Source organism: Levilactobacillus acidifarinae DSM 19394 = JCM 15949 (genome assembly GCF_001434835.1).
GTDB lineage: Bacteria > Bacillota > Bacilli > Lactobacillales > Lactobacillaceae > Levilactobacillus > Levilactobacillus acidifarinae.
The window spans coordinates 1-23,331 of record NZ_AZDV01000006.1 but is presented as its reverse complement, the minus strand read 5'-3'; the positions used below and the strand labels follow the sequence as shown (position 1 = coordinate 23,331).

Below are 23,331 nucleotides of genomic sequence, written 5' to 3'. Positions count from 1 at the left end.
CGCTTAACCCCGTAAGTCAAATAATCCAAGTTCGGGATTATCCGCCTTACGAACCGTCGTTCATGCTCACCAGCTAATCGCCTTTTGGCCCACTCTCTAGTGGTCATACGGTTTATAATTTGGGTTGATCTTGATTCTCCGCGGTAACCTGGTGCATGTTGATGGGCTGACGGTCCAGGTCAGTTCGCACCACGAACACGTCGACCGGTGCCATGCGGCTGACGTACGCCGTCACGGACCCTTCGACCATCCGCGCCACGGCACTCAGCCCCGTAGCGCCCAGCATGATTAGGTCGTTATGGTGGTCCTTGATGAATTCACTGGCGATGACGGTCTTGGGGTTCCCGAACCGCACGTGGGGGGTGATATCGTGGAAGCCGGTGGCCGCACCGGTGGTTTCGACTAACGATTGCAGGTAGCCCACCGCGTCCTTGGTCAACTCGTGAATCACGTCGCCGGGCATCGACCCACTGGCGTAAAAGCCGTAGTGGTTGATGCGTAAGACGTTCAACAGGTCGATGTGGGCGTGGTGTTGCTGCGCCACGGTGACCGCCTTTTTTAGTGCAAGTTCTGCTTGGACGGAACCGTCGATGGGAACCAGGATATTTTGATAGTCAGATTGCATACTGAACCTTCCTTTTAGACCCGCCCGCGCAACGTAACAGTGGCGGTATCGAGCACGTGGCCGTTGATTTGGTGTAAGAGATCGTTTAACCAGAAGCCATCTTGTAAGTCGAGCTTAGTGTTGAGGGCGTAGACCGTCAGACTGTAGTCGTGATCTTGGTCCGGTGGGAAGGGCCCCGTGTAGTTTTGGAAAATGGCCGGATCGGTGTTGCCCACTAACGAGCCGGCGTTACTGTTGCGGCCGTGAACGTGGGGAATCGCGTTGGTCCGGGAGACGTCGGCCGTGATTTCGCGTGTTGTGCCCGGGAAGTTGGCGGCCACCCAGTGAATCCAGGGGAAGCCGGAGACGGGAACGGCGTCGAAGTCGATTAAGTTTAGCGCTAACGTTTGGGTCTTCTTGGGGATTTTACTGAGACTGATGGGAAATGATTTAACTGGGGTGCCCTGATAAACGTCATCCCCCGTGGCGTGCTTACTGAATTCATCGGCGAGGTAGCCGTTGTCGGTCGGTACAAAGATACGCATGAAATCCCTCCTATAAGTATAAGTACCTTCATTATACCGCAGGAAAGGGATGCCCCGCGAGAGAATTAGTTATACAACTTAATGTATAAAAATCCATATAATAAAAATAAATCGTATAAAATGTTAAAATATACTTGATTTTTGATTAAAATGGCGTAAGCTAAGTTTAATCATTTTTTCAGAGAAAGGATTTGACCCAGGATGACTCCCCAAGCCAAAATTGAAATTTTACAGCATTTGATTCAGATTCCGTCCGTCAACGCGCACGAAGCCGACGTTGCCGACTACCTCGCTAGCCTTTTTGCTCCGTACCCGCAGGCCCACGTCGACCGCCTGACCTATGCGCCGGGGCGGGACAACCTGGTGGTGACGATTGGCACGTCGACCGGTCCGCGCCTGGGTCTATCCGGACACATGGACGTAGTGGCGCCCGGTGACGAAAGTGCGTGGACTCACGCCCCGTTTGGCGGGGAAGTCGTCGGCGACCAGCTCTTCGGTCGGGGCGCCTCGGACATGAAGAGTGGGTTAGCCGCCATCGTGATCACCCTGTTGGAGTTTCTGGAACAAGGAACCCCGTTAGCCGGGAGTGTGCGGTTACTCGCCACGGTCGGTGAAGAGACCGGGGAATATGGTGCGGCCCAGCTGACCGATGCCGGGTACGCCGACCACCTAGCCGGTTTGGTGATCGCCGAACCCAGTGGCCTGGATCAAGTGGTTTACACGGCCCGGGGCGTCATCGACTACAAGGTGGTCTCGACGGGCAAGGGCGTGCACAGCGCGAGCCCAGAACTGGGGATTAATGCGATTACCAACTTAATGAAGTTTTACAACGCCGTGGGGCCGTTAATGGCCCAACATACCCAGACCGATCCCGTCTTGGGGGGCCTCTTGCATAACGTCGACCTGATCTCGGGGGGCGAACAGATTAATTCGATTCCGGCTCACGCCGAGCTGATGGCCAACATGCGGACGATTCCGGCGTACCCGAACCAAATGATCTACGACGAACTGGAAGGGCTGATTGCCAAACTCAACCAGGAACCCGGCGTTCAACTGAACCTGTCGTACAGCTTCCCCGAAGAAGCGATTCCGGGTGATCCGAACGCGCCACTGGTCCAACTGGCCAAACAGATTAGTGATCAGGTTTGCGGCCATGACACGCAAATCGTGGGGTCCGGGGGCGCCAACGACGGTGCGGAGTTCTTGCGAGCCAAGGGGGACTTTACCAGCATTGAAATTGGTCCCGGTAGCAACACGTCGCACCAGCCCGACGAATACATTTCCATTAAAGAGTACTTACAAGCCATCGACTTTTACGAAACCTTGGTGCCGGCCTTCTTGACCGCCCAAGCTAAAGTGAACGCTTAACGCCATTTAGCGGTCCTTCCCTAATTCCGGGAGGGACCGCTAAATTTTTGCTAAAAAAGGGCGCAATTTGGTAAAGTTTTGGCAGAAAGCTTGGCAGGTTTGACCGGAGCGACTATATTAGAGCTTAATCTAGTAAGGGGAGCGAAAAACGTGGCAACACAACGACGAGACCGACAGCGCTGGCTGGTGGGGTATCATTTGGTAATCACCGTTTTGACCCTACTATCCGTGGTGAACGTCAGCCTAATGTTGGGCCACTGGGGGCCGCTGGCGTCGGAGCGAGCAGTCAGCCATGGCTTGTTAGTCTTTTTTGCGGTCGACTACTTTGTTCGGTTGGCGGTGACCAAGAACCGTAAAATTTTTCTGGTTCAATCGGCCTTTGATCTGTTGGGAATTATCCCGCTGCACCCGGTGTTCGCCTTTTTCCGGTTGGGCCGGTTGGTGCGGTTGATTCGGACCCACCACCTGTTCTGGCGGTTGGGTCTTGACGGGGCGTGGACCAAGGCCTATCACCGGTTTATCTACAGTACGGGTTTCATTTACCTGTTTTCCATCAGCGTGGCCATTATCGTACTCAGCGCGTTTCTATTCTCCCTGTCCGAGAAACAGAGTTTAGCCAACGCGCTGTGGTGGGCGGTCACCACGGCGACCACGGTGGGGTACGGCGACGAAACGCCGCATACGGCCGTGGGCAAGATTATTGCGAGTGTTCTGATGTTTGGCGGTATCGGGTTTATTGGGTTACTGACCAGTACCATTACGGATTTCTTCACCAGTCGGGCCCGGCAAGCGCCTAGTGCCGCAACCACGCAACAGCAGGCCGACCTGACCGCGTTACTCCAGAAGGTCGATGCCTTAACTACCAAGGTCGATCAGCTCCAAATGCAAGTCCGGCAGCTAGAACGGCACCATTAAAAAAGGCGTCCCGTTACGAAAGGTAACGGGACGCCCACGATTAACGGACGAATTGTAAATTGTAATTGCCCTGACCATCGGACGTGATGGTGTAGGTCGAGTAGCCGGCCTGAAGCCACTGATTCTTCGAGGCCTGCGCCCAATTCTGGGCGTCGTTGACCGACGAGAAGGTGTGGGTGGTCCCAAACGAGGTCGGATTACTGCTGCTCTTAGCGGCCGAACTTTGCTCGGTCGCTGATGAGCTGGTTTCTGAAGCCTTGGGCACCTTGGCTTGATCGAGCAGTTTTTGCTCTCGGGCCTGAGTGGCACTGTTACTTTCGGCGTTGACGATGGCCTGCAACTTTTGTTGTTGGGCGGCGGTCAATGTGCCATTGGTCAAATACTTGCGGTATTTGGCTTCAAACTGATCATAGGCGGACTGTTTGGACGTTGACGACGAGTTGGTCGCCAACGAGGATTCGGCGCTAGACGCCGTCGCCGTGTCCGAAGACGAGGAAGACTTGTGGGTGTTGATGACCAGCACCAACACAACGGCGATGGTCAAGGTGAGTAACGTCATGATCCAGGGCCACCACCGACGTTGTCGCCGCCGTCGCCGGGGTAGGTGTTGATCGTCCGCATTAAAATTATAGCGTTGTACGCGTGATTTTGGGTCTTGGTTGTTCAACTGAAAAACCTCCATGTCCAGAAACGGTAAATTGGTCGTGACGCGACCAAGCCATCATGCCGTTAGTACCGGTGAAACCACTGTCTAATAGCGCCAGGACTGGCGTTAATTCTCTAATGAGTTAGGGTCATGATAGCATGCGAGTCGTTCCCCTAACTTAAATTACGGGAAACGTCGAGCGTTTCTTTGTTGTGAATCCAAAAAACGAGTTTACCGCCACGACGGTAAACTACCACACCCTTCATCTTACCGCAAAAGCCCCACGGAGAGAAACTAAAACCACCAATTTCTCATGATTAGATGGCCGAAAGTGGGGGAAAGCGGTCAACTATTGTATGATAGACCTACAAAGTTGAAAAGGTGGTTTTTAATGATGCATAATGAGATTCCAGCCTTACCATTAAACAATGGCAACCGGATTCCCCAGCTCGGTCTGGGGGTCTTTCAGGTCGACAACGCTGAAGATACCAAGAACGCCGTCAAGTGGGCGTTAGCGGCCGGTTACCGGCACATCGACACGGCGGCCTACTACGGCAACGAACAGTGGGTGGGCGAAGCCATCCGCGAAAGCGGCCTTAAGCGCAAAGATGTCTTTGTGACCTCGAAGTTGTGGAACAACGAACGGGGCTACGACCAGACCAAGGCCGCTTTTCAGGCGACCCTCGATAAATTGGGCTTCGATTACCTCGACATGTTCCTGATCCACTGGCCAGCGCCGGGCTACGAAGAAAGCTGGCGGGCCATGGAAGACCTGTACCAGGCCGGCAAGATCAAGAACATCGGCGTTTCAAACTTCCAACAACATCAAATCGAACACCTGATGGAAACGGCAACCATTAAACCGGTGGTCGATCAGATCGAAACGCACCCGTATTTCCAACAAAAAGACCTACACGCCTATTTGGAAACGCAGGGGATCTTGCACGAAGCCTGGAGTCCGTTGGGCGGTGGACGCAACAACGCCTTGCACGACGCCGTGATCAACGAGATTGCGGCGGCCCACGACGTTAGCGCGGCGCAGGTCATCTTGCGCTGGCACGTCCAACGGGAAGAAATCGTGATTCCTAAGTCCACCCACGAGGCCCGAATTGCGGAAAACCGCGACATCTTTGCCTTTGGCTTGGACGAAGACGAGATGCACCAAATCAGCGACTTAGACGCTGGCAAGCGGGTCGGCCCGAACCCAGACGACGAGGCCTGGCTAAAGCAGTCCCAGACTTACGCGGGACGCAAATAAGTTAACAAAATGACGATTCTCCGATAAACGGGGGAGCGTCATTTTTTTGACATTAACGGTATTTGGGGATGCCCTTTTCCTTTGCTTCGGCGCTTAGCTTGTCCCCAATGATGTTGGTCGCGGTAATCGGGACCTTGGTGAACGGGCTGAACAGGCGGGGCTTGTCCGGGTTAGGGACGTCCTGATTGTCCCGCAAGTTGGGGACCCAGGCTTTTAAATCGGCGTAGTGGTAGCCGAGTTTTTGGGCGTAGTAGATAATTTCACGGTAGGTGACGTTTTTAAAGTAGAAGTAGTACGCCAGTCCGGCGGCCACGAAGTACCACAGAATGGTCCATTGCAGGCCAATCTTGCTGGGGTTTAGAAAACCGGTGGTCACGGCAACTACGACGAAAGCCACGTAAAGCACGACGGCGGCAATCGCCCAGCGTAATTTGTGCGTCAAGTTAATCATCTCACTTCCAGTTGAGTTGTTCCCAGTGTACGGGGAGACGGCCGGTAAATTCAAGCGATTTGGTCAAATTTAACGGGGAATCCTCGAAATTTGGGCCTAGTCGTGTATAATAGCACAGTATTATGTTGGTGGATTATCTTAGTTGGGATGAAACTGCTGTTAAGATTAATCTAAGAGATATGGGACGTCATTCTATGAATTTGTGTAGGTGAGCCATCCTTTGATTAGGCGTATTCAATGAAACCCAAATTGGGTAACCACCTACTAGCCAGTTACTAGGGCCCGCCTTGAGGCTTGCTGATGACTGCTTGTTGAGAGTTGATTTCAAAGTGGTCATGATTGCCAGCATAAGCTGGAAGGTCAGTCAGAAATGGGCTCAGGGGTGACCTTTGTCTTAGCCGGAGGTTTTTGCCGGCTTAGACAAAGGTCGGTCTTCAAGACTCGGTTTGAGAGGCTTGAAGCCGTGCCCACCCCGTTCCAGCCCGTTGCTGACAGGGTTAGCCTGGAAGCGTTTGTTAAGGTAAGTCCTAGTCATCAAATTGTTGTGAGCCGCTGAGAAATGAGAGGTAGACGAATTGAAGTTAAGCTTTGAAACGATTCAACCAATGGATTTTGACCAAGTCGATCAGGTCGTGACGGACGCCTTTGCGCCGGTCGCCGAAAGCCACGGACGGGAGGTCCCTTTCCTTCACCAGCTGCGAACCACTTACGATTACCAACCAAGTTTTGAAATGGTGGCCAAGCCCGATACGACTCAAGTCGTGGGGCACGGGATGCTAACGCCGGTCACGGTCCGCGGCAACCAACACACCACCAAGATTTTGGCCCTAGCGCCGTTAGCCGTTCATCCCGATTGGCAAGCCCAAGGGGTGGGGAGTCAACTGTTAAGTGAGTTGGAAGTTCGGGCGCGCCTCGAAGGGTATCCCGCCATTAGCGTGGTCGGCGATCCCAACTACTACGGGCAACGCGGTTACGTGATGGCCGAAGAATTTTCGATTCATAATAGTCGGATGGTACCGATGGGTAATCACCTGATCAAACCGCTAACTCCCGGGGCCTTAGCCCATGTCGGTGGCATGCTAGAATATCCGGCGGCTTTCGATAAAATTTAAATTAAAGGTTGACGGTTTTTTCTCACCGTGCTATCATTTTAGTCAATCAAATAACGAACGCTAACTTCCATTACAAGTAGCGGATTATCTGGGTGTCAGAAAGTCGGTGGGTGCTGCGAACCGATCAGGGTAATCTCGACGAAATACAGTGGAACGTCCTGGTCCGCCAGGCGGAGAAACTAGAACCGTTACCTTCTAGAGAGTGGACTAACTGGACCCTACGGCGGACTGGTTAGTCAAGCTGGGTGGTACCACGGTAGAAGTCAATCAATCGTCCCTGTTGCAAGGAAACTTGCGGCAGGGACGATTTTTTTATCGAGAGAAAGAGGAGAGTGGTCGTATGAAACAAGCAAAGCAGTGGCAACCCGTTAAATTAGGGGAAGCCTTGATCGTGTTACTTCTGATGTTGGTGATCATGGGAACGGGGGTCATTAAATTTGGCCTGTCCCCGCAAACACCGGTCATGCTGGTGATCGCGCTGGTCATCTTGTGGGCGCGGGTCCGTGGCGCCGACTGGGAAAAGATTCATGGTGGTATCATCGACGGGATTAAGACCGGGATCATCCCCATCTTCATTTTTATCCTGATTGGGGCCTTGATCAGTGTCTGGATTCAGGCCGGCATCATTCCGTCCATGATGGTGGTTGGGTTTCACCTAATTTCCGCCAAATGGTTTGTGCCGTCGGTCTTCTTAGTTTGTGCCATCATCGGGTCATCCATCGGGAGTGCTTTCACCATCATCTCCACCGTGGGGATTGCCTTGTTCGGGATGGGCGCAACCATGGGGATGAACCCCGCGTTAGTCGCCGGGGCCATCATCTCCGGGGCCATCTTCGGGGATAAGACCTCACCACTGTCCGACTCGACCAACCTGGCGTCTGCCGTGGCCGAAGCCGACCTGTTCAGCCACATCCGGAACCTGATGTGGTCCACGATTCCGGCCTTCCTGGTCTCGCTGGTGATTTACGCCGTGATCGGGTCCGGTGCCGCCAGTGATAATGGGATGAGCAAGATTGCCACAACTTTAAACACGTTACAAACTCACTTCACCATTAGTTGGTGGGCCGCCTTACCACTGGTCATCATGGTCGTATGTGCCGTAATGAAGGTGCCGGCCATTGCCACGTTGTTCCTAAACATCGGGGTGGCCATCGTGATGATTTTTGTGGAACAACCCAAGACCTCGTTGTCCGGTTTGGCCACGACCATCGAATCTGGGTTCGTGTCCAAGACCGGGAACGCCAGCGTCGACGCCCTGTTATCCCGGGGTGGGGTCAGCTCAATGATGGGGACGGTTTCCCTGATTATCTTGACGCTGTCTCTCGGGGGCTTATTGATGAAGTTCGACCTGATCCAAACGGCCATGACGCCCTTGGTCAACCATCTGACCAAGTCCGGGTCACTGGTCACCGCCGCCATCTTAGGGGGCATCGGGGTCAACATCTTCGTCGGCGAACAATACTTATCCGTGATCTTACCGGGGAAGGCCTTCAAACAAGCCTTTAACCAACGTGGGTTAGCGAACTTAGCGTTGAGCCGGGTCTTAGAAGATGGCGGGACCGTCATCAACTACCTGATTCCGTGGGGCGTCGCCGGGGCCTTTGCGGCCAACACGTTAGGTGTGTCCACGCTGGCTTACCTGCCATTCTGTTTCTTCAGCCTGTTATCGCCAGTCTTCTCGATCATCAGTGGTTTCACGGGCATTGGCTTGAAGCGCCAGGCCCCCGCTGCGGCGACCAACGCCACCACGGCGGTGACGCCGGAAGCTTCTGGTCGGTAAGATTGTCGTAGTTAATCCGTCTTGCCGGTCGGTTACCGTGGTGTCAGCCGCTGCACTCTGCCGAGCCAGCGTTTCTGTAGTGGGCCCGATTCTGAAGCCCGCCAAGATCCGGCGGTCTCCAGAACTCGACCTTATCCTAAACCGACAAGGGACGTCTCTTAAGGATAATTTCACTACAGAAACGCCAGTCGGCGCCGTTGCGCTACGTTGCGAGTAGTCTCTCTGCCACTGGTCGCAAGCTTTCGCGGGTGGGGTATTCCCAACTCTAATGGGGATAATCCATCTTAGCCGAGAGGGAGGGGCCAGTGGGGCTCAGTGGTGAAATTTCTGTTAGTCGGGTGGTTTTTCCGGCTTACAGAAAGGTCGAGCTTGAAGACTCACGGTCTTGGTGAGGCTTCAAGTCGTGCCCACCACGTTCCAGCCCCGCTGGCCCCGACCGGTAAGGCGGCTAACAACGACCAATGGTCATCTCCAAAAGCCACCAAAAGAAAATTAAAATGAAATTAGTATTGACAAGATAAAATGAGAATGTTTTAATGTAATCAATCACTTAAACGGAAAGGAAAGATCATCATGACGAACTTACAGTTACCAACGACCGCGTATTATTTTGGCTTAGTTTACTTTAGGTAGCGTCCGTATCGCATTCCAGATACGGGCGGCACACACGTCCGTGTCTAGAGTTAGCGAAGTCATGATTGTCTTTGGCCAGCTAGACACGCTTCACCTAGCTAGGCTAAATCCAATTTCTCTCGAGAAAAACCGTCGTATGGCGGGGATTAGGTCAGCTAGATGAAAATCTAGCTGGCCTTTTTGTTTGCTTTAACCGTTAAATCAAGGGAGAGAGAGTTTATGAATAAACGCACGTTATCACTTAGCCTATACCTGAACTACTTCGTTCACGGGATCGGGTTGATCATTTTAACCCAAAACATGCAGGCGTTAAGCCAGCATTGGAATTCACCGTTAGCCACCGTGTCCTACGTCTTCTCGGGGATCGGAATTGGCCGGATCTTCGCTTACTTCATCTTCGGTAACTTGTCCGACCGCTTCGGTCGAAAGGTCTTCGTCAATATCGGGATGCTGAGTTACCTGGTCTTCTTCTTGGGCATGGCGTTCGTCAATAACATTCAAGTGGCCTACGCCTTGGCCATCGTCGCCGGGATCGCCAACTCGGCGTTAGATTCCGGGACCTACGCGACCTTCATCGAAATGGGGGGCAACCAGGGTTCTGCCAACATCTTGATTAAGGCCTTCATGTCCATCGGGGAATTCATCTTACCGTTGTTCATCGCGACGTTGGAAGCCAACCAAGCTTGGTACGGCTGGTCCTTCATGTTAGCCGCCGCAGTCCTAGTCTTCAACCTGTTCTTCTTGAACCGGCAGACTTTCCCGCAACGCAACTTGGCCGACGACGCCACGGCGGTCGCCGCCCAACAGTTACCTAAATCGCGCCGGATTCTTGCGTCCATCGGTTTAGCGGGTTACGGCTACACCTCAATGGCCTTGATGATTCTCTACACGCAATGGATTAGCTTGTTTGTCACCAAGACTTACGGCTTCGGCCCCGTCTTAGCGCACCTGTTGTTATCGCTGTACAGTATCGGCTCCATCACCGGGGTCATCGTCATCTTTATCCTGTTACGTACTGGCTTTACGGAACGCAAGTTGTTGGTCGGCATGAACATTGGCTCGCTGATCACCTTAGCGGTCGTCTGCTACGCTTCCGTGCCGTGGTTATCGATGATTGCCTCGTTTGCCTTCGGGTTCTTAGCCGCCGGGGGCGCGATGCAGATCGGGTTAAACATCTTCTTACGGTTGTACCCGCACATTAAAGGAACGATTACCGGAACGTTCTTCACCTTCGGCAGTGTCGCGGCCTTCACGATTCCCCTGATCACCGGTTGGTTGTCCAAGCAAAGCATTGCCGCGGCGATGCGGTCCGACTTAGTGGTCGCCGTTGCCGGCTTGATCTGCGTGGCGGTCACCGCTTGGGCGTTGCGGCCAACACACTCGTTAGCAACCGACCGGCAAACCATCAACCAGATCGACCAAAAGATCGTCCGGTTGCTCAATCAACGGTTCGAGACCGTCACCGATATCAGTGAACTTAAGCAACAAGCGCACTTACCCGTTTTAGACCAGAGCCGGGAAGACCGGGTCTTGGACCGGGTGGCACAGCGCAGTAGCGAAGCGGCCCACACGCCGTACCTACAAGCCATTTACCAAGCCATTATGAGTAATTCGCGGGCTTACCAAACGGCTCGCAAGACCACGACACAGCAGGTTTCACCATCGACGGCCCACGCGACCGGGATGACCACTAAGGAGGATTTACATGATTAATTACGTTACCGCAGGCGAATCACACGGGCCCCAACTAACTGGCATCTTGACCGGCATTCCCGCTGGCCTAACCTTAGACATCGACGCCATCAACGCGGGCTTATCCGCCCGCCAAGGCGGCTTCGGTCGGGGCAACCGGCAACAGATCGAACACGACCAGGTCACCGTAGTGGGTGGCTTGCGTCACGGGGTGACGTTAGGCTCCCCGTTGGCGTTGACCATTCAAAACCGCGACCACGCCCACTGGTCCAAGATCATGGATCCGATTAGCCCGGCCACCCCGGAAAACACCTTACGCCAGGTGACCCGACCACGGCCCGGCCACGCCGATCTCGTCGGGGGCATGAAGTACGGGCACCGCGATTTACGGAACGTCCTAGAACGTTCCTCGGCGCGTGAAACCGCCATGCGCGTGGCCATCGGACAGATTTGCAAACAACTCTTAGCGCAACTAGACATTCAATTAGTGGGTTACGTTCAACAGATTGGCCAGGTCAAGACGGACCCGCAAGCCAGTCTACAAGTGGCCGACTTAGAACAAGCCATCACCCAAAACGACCTGCGCATCACCGATAACACCAAGGTCGACGAGATTCACGACCTGATCACCGCGACGCGTAAAGCCGGTGACACGTTGGGCGGTGTGATCCGGGTGGTCGCCACCAACGTCCCGGCCGGTTTAGGCAGCTACACCAACTGGGATACCAAGTTGGATGGCAAACTCGCCGCGGCCGTGATGGGCGTCAACGCCATGAAGGGCGTCGAAATCGGCGACGGTTTCGCCGCCGCGGCCAGCCACGGTAGTCAGGTGATGGACGAGATCGACTGGAACGCCGAGGACGGCTGGTCCCGGTTGACCAACCACCTCGGCGGCTTCGAAGGTGGGATGACTAACGGCATGCCGATCATCGTCAAGGCGGCCATGAAGCCGATTCCGACCCTCTACAAGCCGTTGCAAAGTGTCGACATTGCCACCAAGGAAGTGAAGAAGGCCAGCGTGGAACGCTCCGACACCACCGCCATCGTCCCGGCGTCCATCGTGGTCGAAAGCGTGGTCGCCATCGAACTGGCCAAGGCGCTCACCGAAACGTTTGACGGCAGTAACCTGGAACGGTTAAAGCGGACCATTGCCGAGTACCGCGACGAACTCAAGCACTACTAAGGCGGGGTGGCGATGAGAATCCATACCCTGGGGCCCAGCGCGACCGACAGTTACGCTGCGGCCAGTCACTATAACCAAGTCACGTACGACGGGAGAGCCGAGATTGTCGGGCATCCCAGTTTCGAAGAAATTCTCACCAATTTAGCGGCGTATTCGCACGACGAGTTGGTGATTCCGGCGGCCTTCAAGTCGCCAACGTTACACGCCAGTTGGGGGGACGTCCACTACGCGTTACTCGACCATTGGACGCTTAAGACCAGTTTTATCACGCCGTTAGATCCTCTGGTGGTGGTCCAGCGGTTAGACGCCGACAACCGCATTGGCTACACCCACGCGGCTACGGCCCAGTTACTCCAACGAATCGTCAGTCAGGTGGACGTCCAGACCGCCACCAGCAAGTATTTAGCGTATCGCGCCTATCAGGATAACCGGGGCGCCTACGTGTTGACCAACGAAAAAAACGTCAGCTTAGGAGCCGACGAACGCATTTTAAAACGCCTCACACCAAGCATGGTGTGGTGCGTTTATCAAATTAAGTAAGGGTGAGACCAGATGATCAAAACATTAATGCGCCGGCCAAGCACCGGTTTACACGGCACGGTCACGGTGCCCGGGGATAAGAGTATCTCCCATCGCGGGCTGATCTTGGGGGCCATTAGTACGGGGACCACACGGTTGACCCACTTCTTAACGGCCGAAGATTGTCTCTCGACGTTAACCGCGTTACGTGCGCTGGGCGTGCCGATTCACCGCGACGGTACTACGGTCACGGTGGTTGGCCAGGGCTTACACGGCCTGCACGCCGCGGCCCAACCGCTCGACATGGGCAACGCCGGCACCGCTACGCGACTGATGACCGGGTTATTAGCCGGTCAGAGTTTCGATAGTACGCTGGTGGGGGATGCCTCATTGAGCCAACGTCCGATGGAACGGGTGCGCCAACCGCTCGCCACCATGGGGGCCGCCATTGACCTGACAGCCGGGCACCTGCCAATGCAAATTCACGGGCGGACACTCCACGCCACCCACGTGACCATGCAGGTGGCCAGCGCACAGGTCAAGAGTGCGCTAATCCTGGCGGCCTTACAGGCGGATGGTCCCAGCACCATCGTCGAAAAGTTGCCGACCCGCGACCACACCGAGCGACTCCTGAAGGCGTTTGGCGGCGACCTGACCACGGCGGCTGACGGGCGGACCATCACGGTGCAGGCCCAACCACACCTGACCGGCCAAACCATCACGGTACCCGGCGACGTTTCCTCGGCGGCCTTCTTCTTAACGGCGGCCAGTATCGTGCCGGGATCACAAGTTACCCTCAAGGACGTCGGGCTAAATCCTACCCGAACGGGAATCGTGTCCGTCTTGCAGCGGATGGGCGGGCACCTCGAGATTCATCCAACCGACCAGCCGGGCGAACCGCTGGGGGACATCACGGTCAGTGCCGCACAGTTACACCCGATTACGTTGACCGCCGCCGATATTCCGGCGGTGATCGACGAGTTACCGTTGGTGGCGTTATTGGCCGCCACGGCCGACGGCATCAGTAAAATTAGTGGGGCCGAGGAGTTACGCGTCAAGGAGACCGACCGAATTGCCACCATCGTGACCGAGTTACGCAAATTGGGTGTGCAAATTACCGAACAACCGGACGGCTTTACCATCGACGGCCGCCAACCATGGCGGGTCGCCGATGCCCAATTTGATAGTCACGGCGACCACCGTATCGGCATGATGATGGCGATTGCGGCGCTCCGGTTAACGACGCCGACCACTTTAGCGGACGCCGGGGCCATCAACATTTCCTACCCCAGCTTCTTTGACGATTTGACGCTTTTGGATGCCGAAACGGAGGCCGCACATGTCACAAATCTTAATTAAGGGCCTCGGCCTGATTGGCAGTTCGTTGGCCTTAGCGATTCGCGCGGCGCACCCGACCGACCGAATCGTGGGCTGCGACGTGAACGGGGAGAGCCTCGACTACGCCGTGTCCCAACACCTGATCGACGACCGGGCGGACGACTTCATGGCCGCCGCGCCGAGTGCCGACGTGATCATCCTGGCCGGACCGGTCAGCGTGATCTGTGATGATCTAGCGCTACTCGCATCGTTGACGCTGAAACCCGACGTCTTGATCACCGACGTGGGGAGCACCAAGCAAACCGTCTTACGGGCCGCCCAACCGCTCCAACAACGCGGTGTCACCTTTATCGGGGGTCACCCGATGGCTGGATCGCACAAGTCCGGCGTCACCGCCGGGCGGGCCGACCTATTCGAAAACGCGTTTTACTTTCTGGTGCCGGGCCTCGCGCCGACCAGCGCGGTGACCCGGCTACAAGACCTCTTGGTGGGCACCCACGTCAAATGGCTGACGGTGACCCCGACTCAACACGACCGCATCGTGGGGCAACTGAGTCACTTACCCCACATCGTGGCCGCCGCGTTGGTCAACCAAACGCAGGCCGCGTTGGCGGACTCACCGTTGGGCTTACGCCTGGCAGCTGGGGGCTTTAAAAGTATCACCCGGATCGCCTCGTCGGACCCGACCATGTGGACCGCGATTTTACTGAACAACGGGGCGTTGGTGGCCGATCAATTAAAGGCCTACCAAGCTGAACTGAACCGGATGGAAACGGCGATTACCACCCAGGATGTGGCACAGATCAAGGCGTTTTTCACCCACGCCAAGACCACTCGTGATCACCTGGGACCCGACCGGTTAGGTAGTCTCCCCAATTTCTTTGATTTATTCTTGAACGTTCCCGACCAGGTGGGGGCGATTGCGGACGTCACCCAACGGCTGGCCGCCGCGCAATTAAGCCTCGTGAATATTCATATTTTAGAGATTCGTGAAGAAGTCGACGGGGTCTTGCAGCTGACCTTCGGGGAAGCTGCGACCCGCGACCAGGCCGCCGAGTTACTACAGGCCGCCGATTACCAGATTGTGAGGAGGAGTTAAGATGCAGGCTATTTTGATTGGGTTCATGGGCAGTGGCAAGACCACCGTCGGCCGGTTGTTGGCCACGGAACTAGAAACGCATCATGCCGACTTAGACGAGCTGATCGTGAAACGCGCCGGTAAGACCATTAGTACAATTTTTGAAGAACGGGGCGAAGCCTACTTCCGGCAACTCGAGCAGCAGACGTTACGCGACGCCATCGCCCAACCGGGCATCCTCTCCACGGGCGGCGGCACGCCGACAATCGCAGCTAACGCGGCCATCTTAAAGGCCAGCCCGGTTCCCGTGATCTGTCTGACGGCCAGCGACCAGACGATTCTGGGACGCGTGGCCCAGGACACCGGCCGGCCCTTGGTTGACGAATTAGGCACCCAGGGGTTGATGGCGTTGAAGCAGAAACGGGCGGCCCTATACCGGGCGGCGGCCGATATTCTGATTACCACGGACAACTTAACGCCAGCGCAGATTGTGGCCGAAATCAAGGCCCGAATCTTACAACCGGTACACCGGGTAGCGGCGAACGGGTAAAAGTCATAATTAAAATTTAGCCGATATAAGAACCCCCTCAAACTGGGCATACAATCCAGTTTGAGGGGGTTCTTAGTTTTGTAAATAATGGGGGCCTTCAGTTATAAGTTATGACTTTCTGAGATACCAAAATTTACTAACTTGGTCTGATAAACCTGATTCTAGTTGAGCGTCTTCACCAGATCGTACCAGGTCTCTCCAGCGTGTTCGGAGCTGGAGACACCGACCTTGGCGTACCCGTTCTTCTGATAGAAGGGAATCCGGTCGGCCAGACAGGTTAACGCGAGGCTTGCACAGTGATGGGCCCTTGCGACCTTAGCAAGGGCGGTCAACAATTGGCTGCCAATGCCGCGTCCCTGGGCGTTAGGGGAGACCGCCACGGTCAGAATCATCTGGTGACCGCCGGTGGGGAGGTTGGTCGGGGCCTGTTCGTACATCCAATCTTCGACGAGCGGTTGGTCGACGATGGGGCCACAGATGAAACCTAGGACCTGCTCGTCGTCCTTAGCGACCAGAAAGGTTTCGGGAAAGGCCTTTAACCGCGCGGCGTAGGCGGCCGGACTGCCGGCCTCGGCGGGATTGAAGCCGGCGTTTTCAATGGTTAAGATCGCGGGAAGGTCCGCGGCGATAGCTTGACTAATTTGCAAAAAAATCGCTTCTTTCTACTATAAAGATATTCAGTATAATCAGTATAAAATGGGGCGTTAAACGCGGTACACTTAAAACAACAAAATCTAGTTTAACAAATTTCCGCCAGCCGGGACGTCAGCTTTGCCCCAACGGTTGCGGAATCCATGATTAAGGAGACCCATATGCGACCATTTTTTGCGGGAGAGGCACCCCAGCTCCAACTATTAACACAATTAGATACGCAGGCAACGGTCGTGACCGTGACGGCGCTGGCCCGGACATTAGGTTGGGACCGCAATACGGTGTCACGCCAATTGCAGGACCTGCAAGCGGCCTTAGCGCCGTTTGCCCCGGCCGTGCAACTGAACTGGGATGCGCGCGGCGTCCACTACTGGCGGCGCGGAGACTTTAACCTGGGAACCGTGGTGTCAACGTTAGTCCGCCAATCCTACGCGGGGCAGATCTTTGAAGACCTGATGTCCGCCACCTCCCCGTCGTTGATTGCCTTTGGCCTAAGGATTCATCTAAGCGAGTCGACCGTCCGGCGATCCCTGCGCCAGGTGACGAAAACTTTACGGGCTTATGGAGTGACGGTGGCGACGAGAGCCTGGCAGTTGCAGGGACCCGAGCCGGCAATTCGCTACCTATTGTTTCAATATACCTGGAATACTTACGGTACCGTCAGTTGGCCGTTTAAAACGCCAGTATCGGTTGTTCGCCGAACCCTGACCCTGACTTTAGCCCGTTTGGGGGTAACCCTCGCAGCGAGTGACCGATTGAAAGCGACCTTTTGGTTGGGCGTCAGTCAGGACCGCCAGCACTTGGGGCACCACTTAGCGGACGAAACGCAGTGGGTGACCGATCTGATCATGACGGAACTGCTACCGGCCGAACAGTGGTGGCAACGAGATTCGTTTGTGGAGGCTCATCGGTCTGAGGTTGCGCCACGGTTAGCGGCGTGGCAACGCGCCTTGCCGCCCTTAACGGCAACGGCAGCAACGGCCCTGGTTGCGGGCCTAACGCGGAGTCTAGTTTGGCAACACCGGTTTAATGACGCCCCCTTATTGGTGGGGGGCGATCAGTTATTGGCGGTCCGCCGGCAGCAGCCAACCTTTCAACGCGCTCAACGGCGGTTGCAAGCGGCCGGTCTTTGGCCACAGGAGGCGTATGGGCAACTGCGGGCCGAGCAATTACTCCGACACTGTTGGCCTCAGCTGGTGACGCCGCCAACCGTGACGGTGGTCTTGGCAGTCGATGCGGCCCCCGTTGACCGGCAGGCGTTTCAACGACAGTTACAACACCGGTATGCTGAGCAGTGGCGGGTGAAGATGACGACTGATACGGCGCACGCCGACCTGGTGGTGACGAACTACAACGTCACCACCACGCGGCCCGTGCTGTACCTGAACTTGCCCGTCACGCTGGGGGACTGGCAACGATTGGATACCTGGTTTGCCCAGTTGGTTCAGGGGTGAAAAGAGCTAGGCCGGGTTCGTAAAGTATGGGGGATAAGCGGTCATTCCGGGGGCGTTTTTTGGCCCCGGGGGTGGCCTTTTTTGCTACACTTTGGGCGATTAGGAGAGGAGAGAAGTAACTACTGAAAGCATAAGCTGGGTGTTTTCGTGATGGCGCAATGGACCCGGACAATGTGGCGCCCGGATTGAACCACTAATCACCACACCCGTCGAAAGGAAGTTTTTTTCATGCCGGAAACTACGACCAAGAAGCGTAAGCTGATCCAATACGCGAACGGGCGATCACTGGAGGAAATCAACGGAACCGTGGAAGTTCCGCACAATATTAGTTTTATGAAGGCGTTGTTTATGTATTCTGGGCCTGGGGCCTTAGTTGCCGTGGGGTACATGGATCCCGGGAACTGGTCAACGTCGATTACCGGTGGGCAAAACTTCCAGTATTTGTTAATGTCTGTCATCTTGATTTCAAGTTTAGTTGCGATGCTGTTACAGTACATGGCGGCCAAACTTGGGATCGTGAGTCAAATGGACTTAGCCCAAGCCATTCGGGCGCGGACGAGTAAGGCCCTGGGCATTGTCTTATGGATCATGACCGAATTCGCCATCATGGCGACCGATATTGCCGAAGTCATTGGGGCGGCGATTGCGTTATACCTGCTGTTCCACATTCCGTTGATCATCGCGGTGTTCATTACCGTTTTTGATGTTCTGCTTTTGCTCTTATTGACCAAGATTGGTTTTCGGAAGATTGAAGCCATTGTGGTTTGCCTGATCATGGTGATTCTCGTGGTCTTTGCGTACCAAGTTGCCTTGTCGAACCCGAACTGGGGTGGTGTCTTCGCCGGCCTGATTCCGACCGGCAAGACCTTCGCGGAGAGTCCAACTGTGGGGGGCTCAAATCCCCTGCAAGGAGCGTTAGGAATCATTGGGGCGACCGTGATGCCGCATAACCTGTATTTACACTCCGCCATTTCGCAAACCCGGAAGATCGATCATCATTCCGAAAAGGATATCGCGCGAACGGTACGGTTTGCCAGCTGGGATTCAAACATTCAACTGACGTTGGCCTTCTTCGTTAACGCGTTACTGTTGATCATGGGGGTGGCCGTCTTCAAGTCCGGCGCCGTCAAGGATCCATCGTTCTTCGGGCTGTTTCAAGCCTTATCCGATACTTCGACCATGAGTAACGGGCTGTTGGCCTCAGTCGCTAAGACCGGGATTCTGTCCACGTTATTCGCCGTGGCCCTGCTGGCCTCCGGGCAAAACTCCACGATTACCGGGACCTTAACCGGTCAGGTCATCATGGAAGGGTTCGTGCACATGCGAATGCCACTATGGTTACGGCGGTTAGTCACCCGGTTGATCTCCGTGATTCCGGTTCTGATTTGCGTCTCCATGACCAGTGGTAAGAGTGCGATCGACGAACACGTGGCCTTAAACGATTTAATGAATAATTCGCAGGTCTTTCTGGCCTTTGCCTTACCATTCTCGATGCTGCCATTATTGATGATGACCGACAGTAAGCTGGAAATGGGGAAGTTTAAGAACTCGTTATGGGTCAAGGCGTTAGGCTGGTTATCCGTGATTGGGTTGACCGTCTTGAACATGCAAGGATTGCCCGACCAAATTGCTGGTTTCTTCGGGGATAACCCGACGGCCGCACAAACGGCAACGGCTAACGTCATTGCCGATGGCTTGATTGTGATTATTCTCGCCTTGTTGTTGTGGACCATCGTGGAATTACACCACGGGAATAAGAAGCTCGCCGCTCACTTGAAGGCGGAAGGGCAACCATCTGCCGTGGAAGCGGCCATGACCGAGGGTGTTGACAACCACGAAGAGGATTAAAAAAGTTAACGCCCCGCTCCGATGATGGAACGGCCAGGATGAAAGATGTCGATATCTGGAGACGACCTTACCGAAGTAAAATTCGGTAGGGCCGCCTTTTTGTTATGGAACCATAAGGCAAAAGTTTAGGGCCCCTTAAAAATGTGTTACCAGAGTTAAAAAATTTTTTCGCAATTTTGAACGGTTAATATGATGGATTTTATCGCGGGAAACGCTTGATGCGGGGGCTTTTAAAACGGTAATGGTTACGCTTCCACATAAAATGAAATAGTGCAGAAATTAATTCTATTCATATGAAATTAAGTTTAGGGTCAACTAAAAAAGTCTTTTCACGAATTTAAATTTAATGTACAATGAGGTCGTTGTGTTAAGAGATATATAGGGAGAGGAGTTTTTTTACGTGTCTGATAACTCTGTAAAGAAACACAAGTTGATTCAGTACGCCAACGGTCGTTCGTTGGAAGAAATCAACGGAACCGTTAAAGTACCACGCAATATTAGTTTTTGGAAAGCTTTGTTTATGTACTCTGGTCCGGGTGCCTTAGTTGCCGTGGGGTACATGGATCCAGGTAACTGGTCCACGTCAATCACTGGTGGGCAAAACTTCCAGTACTTATTAATGTCTGTCATCTTGATCTCAAGTTTAGTGGCGATGTTGCTGCAATACATGGCCGCCAAACTTGGTATCGTGAGTCAGATGGATTTGGCCCAGGCCATTCGGGCGCGGACCAGTAAAGCCCTGGGCATCGTGTTATGGATCATGACGGAATTAGCCATTATGGCCACGGATATCGCCGAAGTTATCGGGGCGGCGATCGCGTTATATCTATTATTCAATATTCCCCTAGTTATTTCCGTGTTCATTACCGTGTTTGACGTCTTGCTCTTATTGTTACTGACCAAGATTGGGTTCCGGAAGATCGAAGCCATTGTGGTTTGTCTGATTCTGGTGATCCTGGTGGTCTTTGCCTACCAAGTCGCCTTATCAAACCCTGATTGGGGTGGCGTGATGAAGGGCTTGATTCCAACCGGCGCAACGTTTGCCGAAAGCCCAACTATTGGGGGCAACAACCCATTGCAAGGGGCCTTGGGAATCATCGGGGCCACTGTGATGCCCCATAACCTGTACTTACATTCGGCCATTTCCCAAACCCGGGAAATCGACCACAACGACGAAGCCGACATTGCTCGGACCGTCCGGTTTGCTAGCTGGGACTCCAACATCCAATTGACCTTGGCGTTCTTCGTCAACGCCTTGCTGTTAATCATGGGGGTTGCCGTCTTCAAGTCTGGTTCCGTTAAAGACCCATCGTTCTTCGGATTGTTCCAAGCCTTGTCTGACACGTCCACGATGAGCAACGGGGTCTTAGCCGGTGTGGCCAAGACCGGAATCTTATCGACGTTGTTTGCCGTTGCGCTGTTAGCTTCTGGGCAAAACTCCACGATTACCGGGACCTTAACCGGTCAGGTCATCATGGAAGGGTTCGTGCACATGCGGATGCCACTTTGGTTACGGCGTTTAGTTACCCGGTTGATTTCCGTGATTCCCGTATTGATCTGTGTCATGATGACCAGTGGGAAGAGCGCCATCGCCGAACATACCGCGTTAAACGACCTGATGAACAACTCGCAAGTCTTTCTGGCCTTCGCCTTACCGTTCTCGATGCTGCCGTTGTTAATGATGACCGACAGTAAGCTAGAAATGGGGAAGTTTAAGAACGCCATGTGGATCAAGATTTTAGGTTGGGTTTCCGTTGTGGGACTCACCGTCTTGAACATGAAGGGGTTGCCAGATCAAATCGCCGCGTTCTTTGGGGATAACCCAACGGCCGCACAAACCAACACTGCCAACATCATTGCCTACCTCTTAATTGCCGCAATCTTAGCGTTGTTAGTTTGGACCATCGTGGAACTCCACCGAGGCAACAAGCGGTTGGAAAACCATTTGAAGTCTGAAGGCGTTGACTCTGCCGTGGATGCTGCCATGGTGGATGGCGCCGACAACCAAGAAGAAGCATAAGGGGCGATAGAGATGGCAACAAAGTTTAACCGGATTTTAGTCGGGGTCGATGACTCGGCCGATGCACTGTTAGCCTTTGAATATGCGCTTCACCAAGCCAAGCGCGATGACGCGGAATTGTACATTGTTTCCGTACTGGAAAGCAACGACATGAGCGTCTACGAAGCCTTGAGTAAAGACTTCGTTCACGGGGAACGCCAAGAGCTCGAACAACATATTCAAGACTACCAAAAGCAGGCCAAGGAAGCCGGTCTCACGAAAGTTCACGCGTTGGTCGCGGACGGGGAACCTGGGGAAACCATCGTCAAAGACGTGATTCCTCACGTTAAACCAGATTTGTTAATCATTGGTTCGGAAGCTAAGCAGGGCGTTCGGCGCCACTTCGGGAGTCAAGCGGCCTACATGGCCAAGTACTCACCGATTTCGGTCTTAGTGATTCGGTAAAGTTAAACCTTATCAGCATCATTGATGGCGGCTTCAGCTGTGCTTCAGTACAGCTCAGCCGCCATTTCTAATGGGCGAAAAATAAAAGGTCGGGGTCACCGGTAAAACGGTAGCCACCACGTTCTGATACAAACGTTGGTGGTCGGCAAGCCCCGGCCTTTTTTGTCGTAAAAAATAATGAAAATTGACTGGTTTTCTTTGAACATATGTCATATGCGATATACAATATATGTTGAAACAAACTTAACGGAGTTGGGGCGATCAAATGAATTATTGGCTTTTAACGTTGACGTTTTTAAGCGTGAACTTAGACTTTTTCTTTATGCTGATCTTCTTGCTAAAGAAGTATCGGGTGTGGCAAGTCATGGTGGGCTACCTCTTAGGTAATCTCATCTTATTGACGGCCAGTTTTTTCGTGGGGAAGACGTTAACGCTGTTCTTACCGGAATGGTTGCTCGGGGTCTTGGGGTTCCTGCCCATCTGGCTGGCGATTCGCGACGATGACGATGACGATCAGGATAAGACGCGCAAGTCGCCGGTGGTTAGCGTGCTGGTGACCTACTTATCCGTCTGTGCGGGTTGTAACCTGTCCATCTTCCTCCCTGTTTTAGTCGGGGAGACTATGGTACACTTTCTAATGACCTTAGTCTTCATTGGAATCCTGACGTTAATCGTGGTGGTGGTCATCAAGCTGATTGCGGATATTTCGGTGGTCGAACGGGTCATGGAACGGCACGGCGAACGACTGATGAAGGTTTGCTACGTGTTGATTGGCCTCTACGTCTTCTGGGACAGTGGTCTAATCAGTCATTTAATCGCGCTGTTCTAATCACGTAGAAATGAGGGACCCGAACGTGGACGTAAGTGAACCAATTATTGAGGAAGCCGTGAAGATTTATAAGGTGCTGAGTAACGTTAACCGGATTAAGATTCTCTACTTCCTTGAAAATAACGAGGCGGACGTCTCGAGCATCGTCGCCCACGTGGGGTTACCGCAGCCGTTGGTGTCCCACCAACTGGCCATCCTGTTCCAGTATCAACTCGTCACCCGGAGTAAGCAGGGGAAGCACGTCTACTATTGTTTAGACGACCCCCACATTCTTAAAATGGTGGATGCGATGTTGGGTCACGTGCAACACGAAATCAAGCACGAACCGCACCATTATGCCTAAAAGTTAAAACTAATCAAAACGAGTTCGGGACATAACTCGAGTTCTATAGAAAAACAGGAAGGAAATTCTC

22 protein-coding genes are annotated in these 23,331 nt (G+C 53.9%); 17 read left to right on the top strand and 5 right to left on the bottom strand.

Annotated features, from left to right (window positions below; translation table 11 throughout):
- Positions 1 to 112 precede the first annotated feature (112 nt).
- Together FD25_RS04780 and FD25_RS04775 are read right to left on the bottom strand one after the other, a co-directional pair.
- Complete coding sequence (locus FD25_RS04780; RefSeq protein WP_057801896.1) at positions 113 to 625, bottom strand: universal stress protein; 513 nt, start codon at positions 623 to 625, stop codon at positions 113 to 115.
- Between the two features lie 14 nt (positions 626 to 639).
- Positions 640 to 1,149, bottom strand: a complete 510-nt coding sequence (locus FD25_RS04775; protein ID WP_057801894.1) for a YbhB/YbcL family Raf kinase inhibitor-like protein — start codon at positions 1,147 to 1,149, stop codon at positions 640 to 642.
- Positions 1,150 to 1,350: 201 nt separating this feature from the next.
- Here FD25_RS04775 and FD25_RS04770 point away from each other — a divergent pair, with 201 nt between their 5' ends.
- Positions 1,351 to 2,517, top strand: coding sequence for an ArgE/DapE family deacylase (locus tag FD25_RS04770; protein ID WP_057801892.1), 1,167 nt, complete (start codon positions 1,351 to 1,353; stop codon positions 2,515 to 2,517).
- Between the two features lie 150 nt (positions 2,518 to 2,667).
- Positions 2,668 to 3,432 (top strand): potassium channel family protein, encoded by a 765-nt coding sequence (locus tag FD25_RS04765; protein WP_057801890.1) that lies wholly within the window; start codon positions 2,668 to 2,670, stop codon positions 3,430 to 3,432.
- A gap of 40 nt (positions 3,433 to 3,472) precedes the next feature.
- On the opposite strand, the gene FD25_RS04760 is transcribed toward FD25_RS04765, so the two are convergent.
- The gene (locus FD25_RS04760) at positions 3,473 to 4,099 is read right to left on the bottom strand and encodes a hypothetical protein (protein ID WP_057801888.1); all 627 of its coding nucleotides are present in this window, start codon (positions 4,097 to 4,099) and stop codon (positions 3,473 to 3,475) included.
- Positions 4,100 to 4,472: 373 nt separating this feature from the next.
- Here FD25_RS04760 and FD25_RS04755 point away from each other — a divergent pair, with 373 nt between their 5' ends.
- Complete coding sequence (locus FD25_RS04755; protein WP_057801885.1) at positions 4,473 to 5,336, top strand: aldo/keto reductase; 864 nt, start codon at positions 4,473 to 4,475, stop codon at positions 5,334 to 5,336.
- Positions 5,337 to 5,388: 52 nt separating this feature from the next.
- Here the strand turns inward: FD25_RS04755 and FD25_RS04750 are convergent, their stop codons facing one another.
- On the bottom strand, positions 5,389 to 5,787 hold the full coding sequence (locus FD25_RS04750) for a hypothetical protein (RefSeq protein WP_225428540.1): 399 nt from the start codon (positions 5,785 to 5,787) through the stop codon (positions 5,389 to 5,391).
- 575 nt (positions 5,788 to 6,362) lie between these two features.
- Between FD25_RS04750 and FD25_RS04745 the strand changes: the two genes are divergently transcribed.
- The 8 genes from FD25_RS04745 (at position 6,363) to FD25_RS04710 (ending at position 15,672) form a co-directional block, all read left to right on the top strand.
- On the top strand, positions 6,363 to 6,899 hold the full coding sequence (locus tag FD25_RS04745; protein WP_057801883.1) for a GNAT family N-acetyltransferase: 537 nt from the start codon (positions 6,363 to 6,365) through the stop codon (positions 6,897 to 6,899).
- Positions 6,900 to 7,239: 340 nt separating this feature from the next.
- On the top strand, positions 7,240 to 8,679 hold the full coding sequence (nhaC, locus tag FD25_RS04740) for a Na+/H+ antiporter NhaC (RefSeq protein WP_057801881.1): 1,440 nt from the start codon (positions 7,240 to 7,242) through the stop codon (positions 8,677 to 8,679).
- A gap of 852 nt (positions 8,680 to 9,531) precedes the next feature.
- A complete protein-coding gene (locus tag FD25_RS04735; protein WP_083484088.1) occupies positions 9,532 to 11,025 on the top strand; it encodes an MFS transporter in 1,494 nt (497 codons plus the stop codon).
- On the top strand, positions 11,018 to 12,187 hold the full coding sequence (gene aroC, locus FD25_RS04730) for a chorismate synthase (protein WP_057801879.1): 1,170 nt from the start codon (positions 11,018 to 11,020) through the stop codon (positions 12,185 to 12,187). Before FD25_RS04735 ends, aroC begins: the two co-directional genes overlap by 8 nt.
- A 12-nt stretch (positions 12,188 to 12,199) precedes the next feature.
- On the top strand, positions 12,200 to 12,727 hold the full coding sequence (locus tag FD25_RS04725) for a hypothetical protein (protein WP_057801877.1): 528 nt from the start codon (positions 12,200 to 12,202) through the stop codon (positions 12,725 to 12,727).
- A gap of 12 nt (positions 12,728 to 12,739) precedes the next feature.
- Positions 12,740 to 14,065 (top strand): 3-phosphoshikimate 1-carboxyvinyltransferase, encoded by a 1,326-nt coding sequence (gene aroA / locus FD25_RS04720; RefSeq protein ID WP_057801875.1) that lies wholly within the window; start codon positions 12,740 to 12,742, stop codon positions 14,063 to 14,065.
- Positions 14,046 to 15,143, top strand: a complete 1,098-nt coding sequence (locus tag FD25_RS04715; protein ID WP_057801873.1) for a prephenate dehydrogenase — start codon at positions 14,046 to 14,048, stop codon at positions 15,141 to 15,143. Before aroA ends, FD25_RS04715 begins: the two co-directional genes overlap by 20 nt.
- Position 15,144: 1 nt before the next feature.
- A complete protein-coding gene (locus FD25_RS04710; RefSeq protein ID WP_057801871.1) occupies positions 15,145 to 15,672 on the top strand; it encodes a shikimate kinase in 528 nt (175 codons plus the stop codon).
- Between the two features lie 161 nt (positions 15,673 to 15,833).
- Here the strand turns inward: FD25_RS04710 and FD25_RS04705 are convergent, their stop codons facing one another.
- Complete coding sequence (locus FD25_RS04705; protein ID WP_057801869.1) at positions 15,834 to 16,319, bottom strand: GNAT family N-acetyltransferase; 486 nt, start codon at positions 16,317 to 16,319, stop codon at positions 15,834 to 15,836.
- A 165-nt stretch (positions 16,320 to 16,484) separates the two neighbouring features.
- Here FD25_RS04705 and FD25_RS04700 point away from each other — a divergent pair, with 165 nt between their 5' ends.
- The 6 genes from FD25_RS04700 (at position 16,485) to FD25_RS04675 (ending at position 23,261) form a co-directional block, all read left to right on the top strand.
- Positions 16,485 to 17,777, top strand: a complete 1,293-nt coding sequence (locus FD25_RS04700; protein WP_057801868.1) for a helix-turn-helix domain-containing protein — start codon at positions 16,485 to 16,487, stop codon at positions 17,775 to 17,777.
- 228 nt (positions 17,778 to 18,005) lie between these two features.
- Positions 18,006 to 19,625, top strand: a complete 1,620-nt coding sequence (locus FD25_RS04695) for an Nramp family divalent metal transporter (protein WP_057801866.1) — start codon at positions 18,006 to 18,008, stop codon at positions 19,623 to 19,625.
- Between the two features lie 400 nt (positions 19,626 to 20,025).
- On the top strand, positions 20,026 to 21,645 hold the full coding sequence (locus tag FD25_RS04690; protein WP_057801865.1) for an Nramp family divalent metal transporter: 1,620 nt from the start codon (positions 20,026 to 20,028) through the stop codon (positions 21,643 to 21,645).
- Between the two features lie 12 nt (positions 21,646 to 21,657).
- On the top strand, positions 21,658 to 22,089 hold the full coding sequence (locus FD25_RS04685) for a universal stress protein (RefSeq protein ID WP_057801862.1): 432 nt from the start codon (positions 21,658 to 21,660) through the stop codon (positions 22,087 to 22,089).
- Positions 22,090 to 22,354: 265 nt separating this feature from the next.
- Positions 22,355 to 22,918 carry a cadmium resistance transporter gene (locus FD25_RS04680; protein WP_057801861.1) on the top strand — a complete coding sequence of 188 codons (564 nt, stop codon included), beginning with the start codon at positions 22,355 to 22,357 and terminating at the stop codon, positions 22,916 to 22,918.
- A 25-nt stretch (positions 22,919 to 22,943) separates the two neighbouring features.
- The gene (locus tag FD25_RS04675; RefSeq protein WP_083484086.1) at positions 22,944 to 23,261 is read left to right on the top strand and encodes an ArsR/SmtB family transcription factor; all 318 of its coding nucleotides are present in this window, start codon (positions 22,944 to 22,946) and stop codon (positions 23,259 to 23,261) included.
- The last annotated feature ends 70 nt before the right edge of the window (positions 23,262 to 23,331 follow it).

Excerpts from the sequence above, each read along its gene's own strand:
- FD25_RS04780 (WP_057801896.1), bottom strand. The coding sequence starts at position 625 with ATGCAATCTGACTATCAAAATATCCTGGTTCCCATCGACGGTTCCGTC.
- FD25_RS04775 (WP_057801894.1), bottom strand. The coding sequence starts at position 1,149 with ATGCGTATCTTTGTACCGACCGACAACGGCTACCTCGCCGATGAATTC.
- FD25_RS04770 (WP_057801892.1), top strand. The coding sequence starts at position 1,351 with ATGACTCCCCAAGCCAAAATTGAAATTTTACAGCATTTGATTCAGATT.
- FD25_RS04755 (WP_057801885.1), top strand. The coding sequence starts at position 4,473 with ATGCATAATGAGATTCCAGCCTTACCATTAAACAATGGCAACCGGATT.
- FD25_RS04750 (WP_225428540.1), bottom strand. The coding sequence starts at position 5,787 with ATGATTAACTTGACGCACAAATTACGCTGGGCGATTGCCGCCGTCGTG.
- nhaC (WP_057801881.1), top strand. The coding sequence starts at position 7,240 with ATGAAACAAGCAAAGCAGTGGCAACCCGTTAAATTAGGGGAAGCCTTG.
- FD25_RS04735 (WP_083484088.1), top strand. The coding sequence starts at position 9,532 with ATGAATAAACGCACGTTATCACTTAGCCTATACCTGAACTACTTCGTT.
- aroC (WP_057801879.1), top strand. The coding sequence starts at position 11,018 with ATGATTAATTACGTTACCGCAGGCGAATCACACGGGCCCCAACTAACT.
- FD25_RS04725 (WP_057801877.1), top strand. The coding sequence starts at position 12,200 with ATGAGAATCCATACCCTGGGGCCCAGCGCGACCGACAGTTACGCTGCG.
- aroA (WP_057801875.1), top strand. The coding sequence starts at position 12,740 with ATGATCAAAACATTAATGCGCCGGCCAAGCACCGGTTTACACGGCACG.
- FD25_RS04715 (WP_057801873.1), top strand. The coding sequence starts at position 14,046 with ATGTCACAAATCTTAATTAAGGGCCTCGGCCTGATTGGCAGTTCGTTG.
- FD25_RS04710 (WP_057801871.1), top strand. The coding sequence starts at position 15,145 with ATGCAGGCTATTTTGATTGGGTTCATGGGCAGTGGCAAGACCACCGTC.
- FD25_RS04700 (WP_057801868.1), top strand. The coding sequence starts at position 16,485 with ATGCGACCATTTTTTGCGGGAGAGGCACCCCAGCTCCAACTATTAACA.
- FD25_RS04695 (WP_057801866.1), top strand. The coding sequence starts at position 18,006 with ATGCCGGAAACTACGACCAAGAAGCGTAAGCTGATCCAATACGCGAAC.
- FD25_RS04685 (WP_057801862.1), top strand. The coding sequence starts at position 21,658 with ATGGCAACAAAGTTTAACCGGATTTTAGTCGGGGTCGATGACTCGGCC.
- FD25_RS04680 (WP_057801861.1), top strand. The coding sequence starts at position 22,355 with ATGAATTATTGGCTTTTAACGTTGACGTTTTTAAGCGTGAACTTAGAC.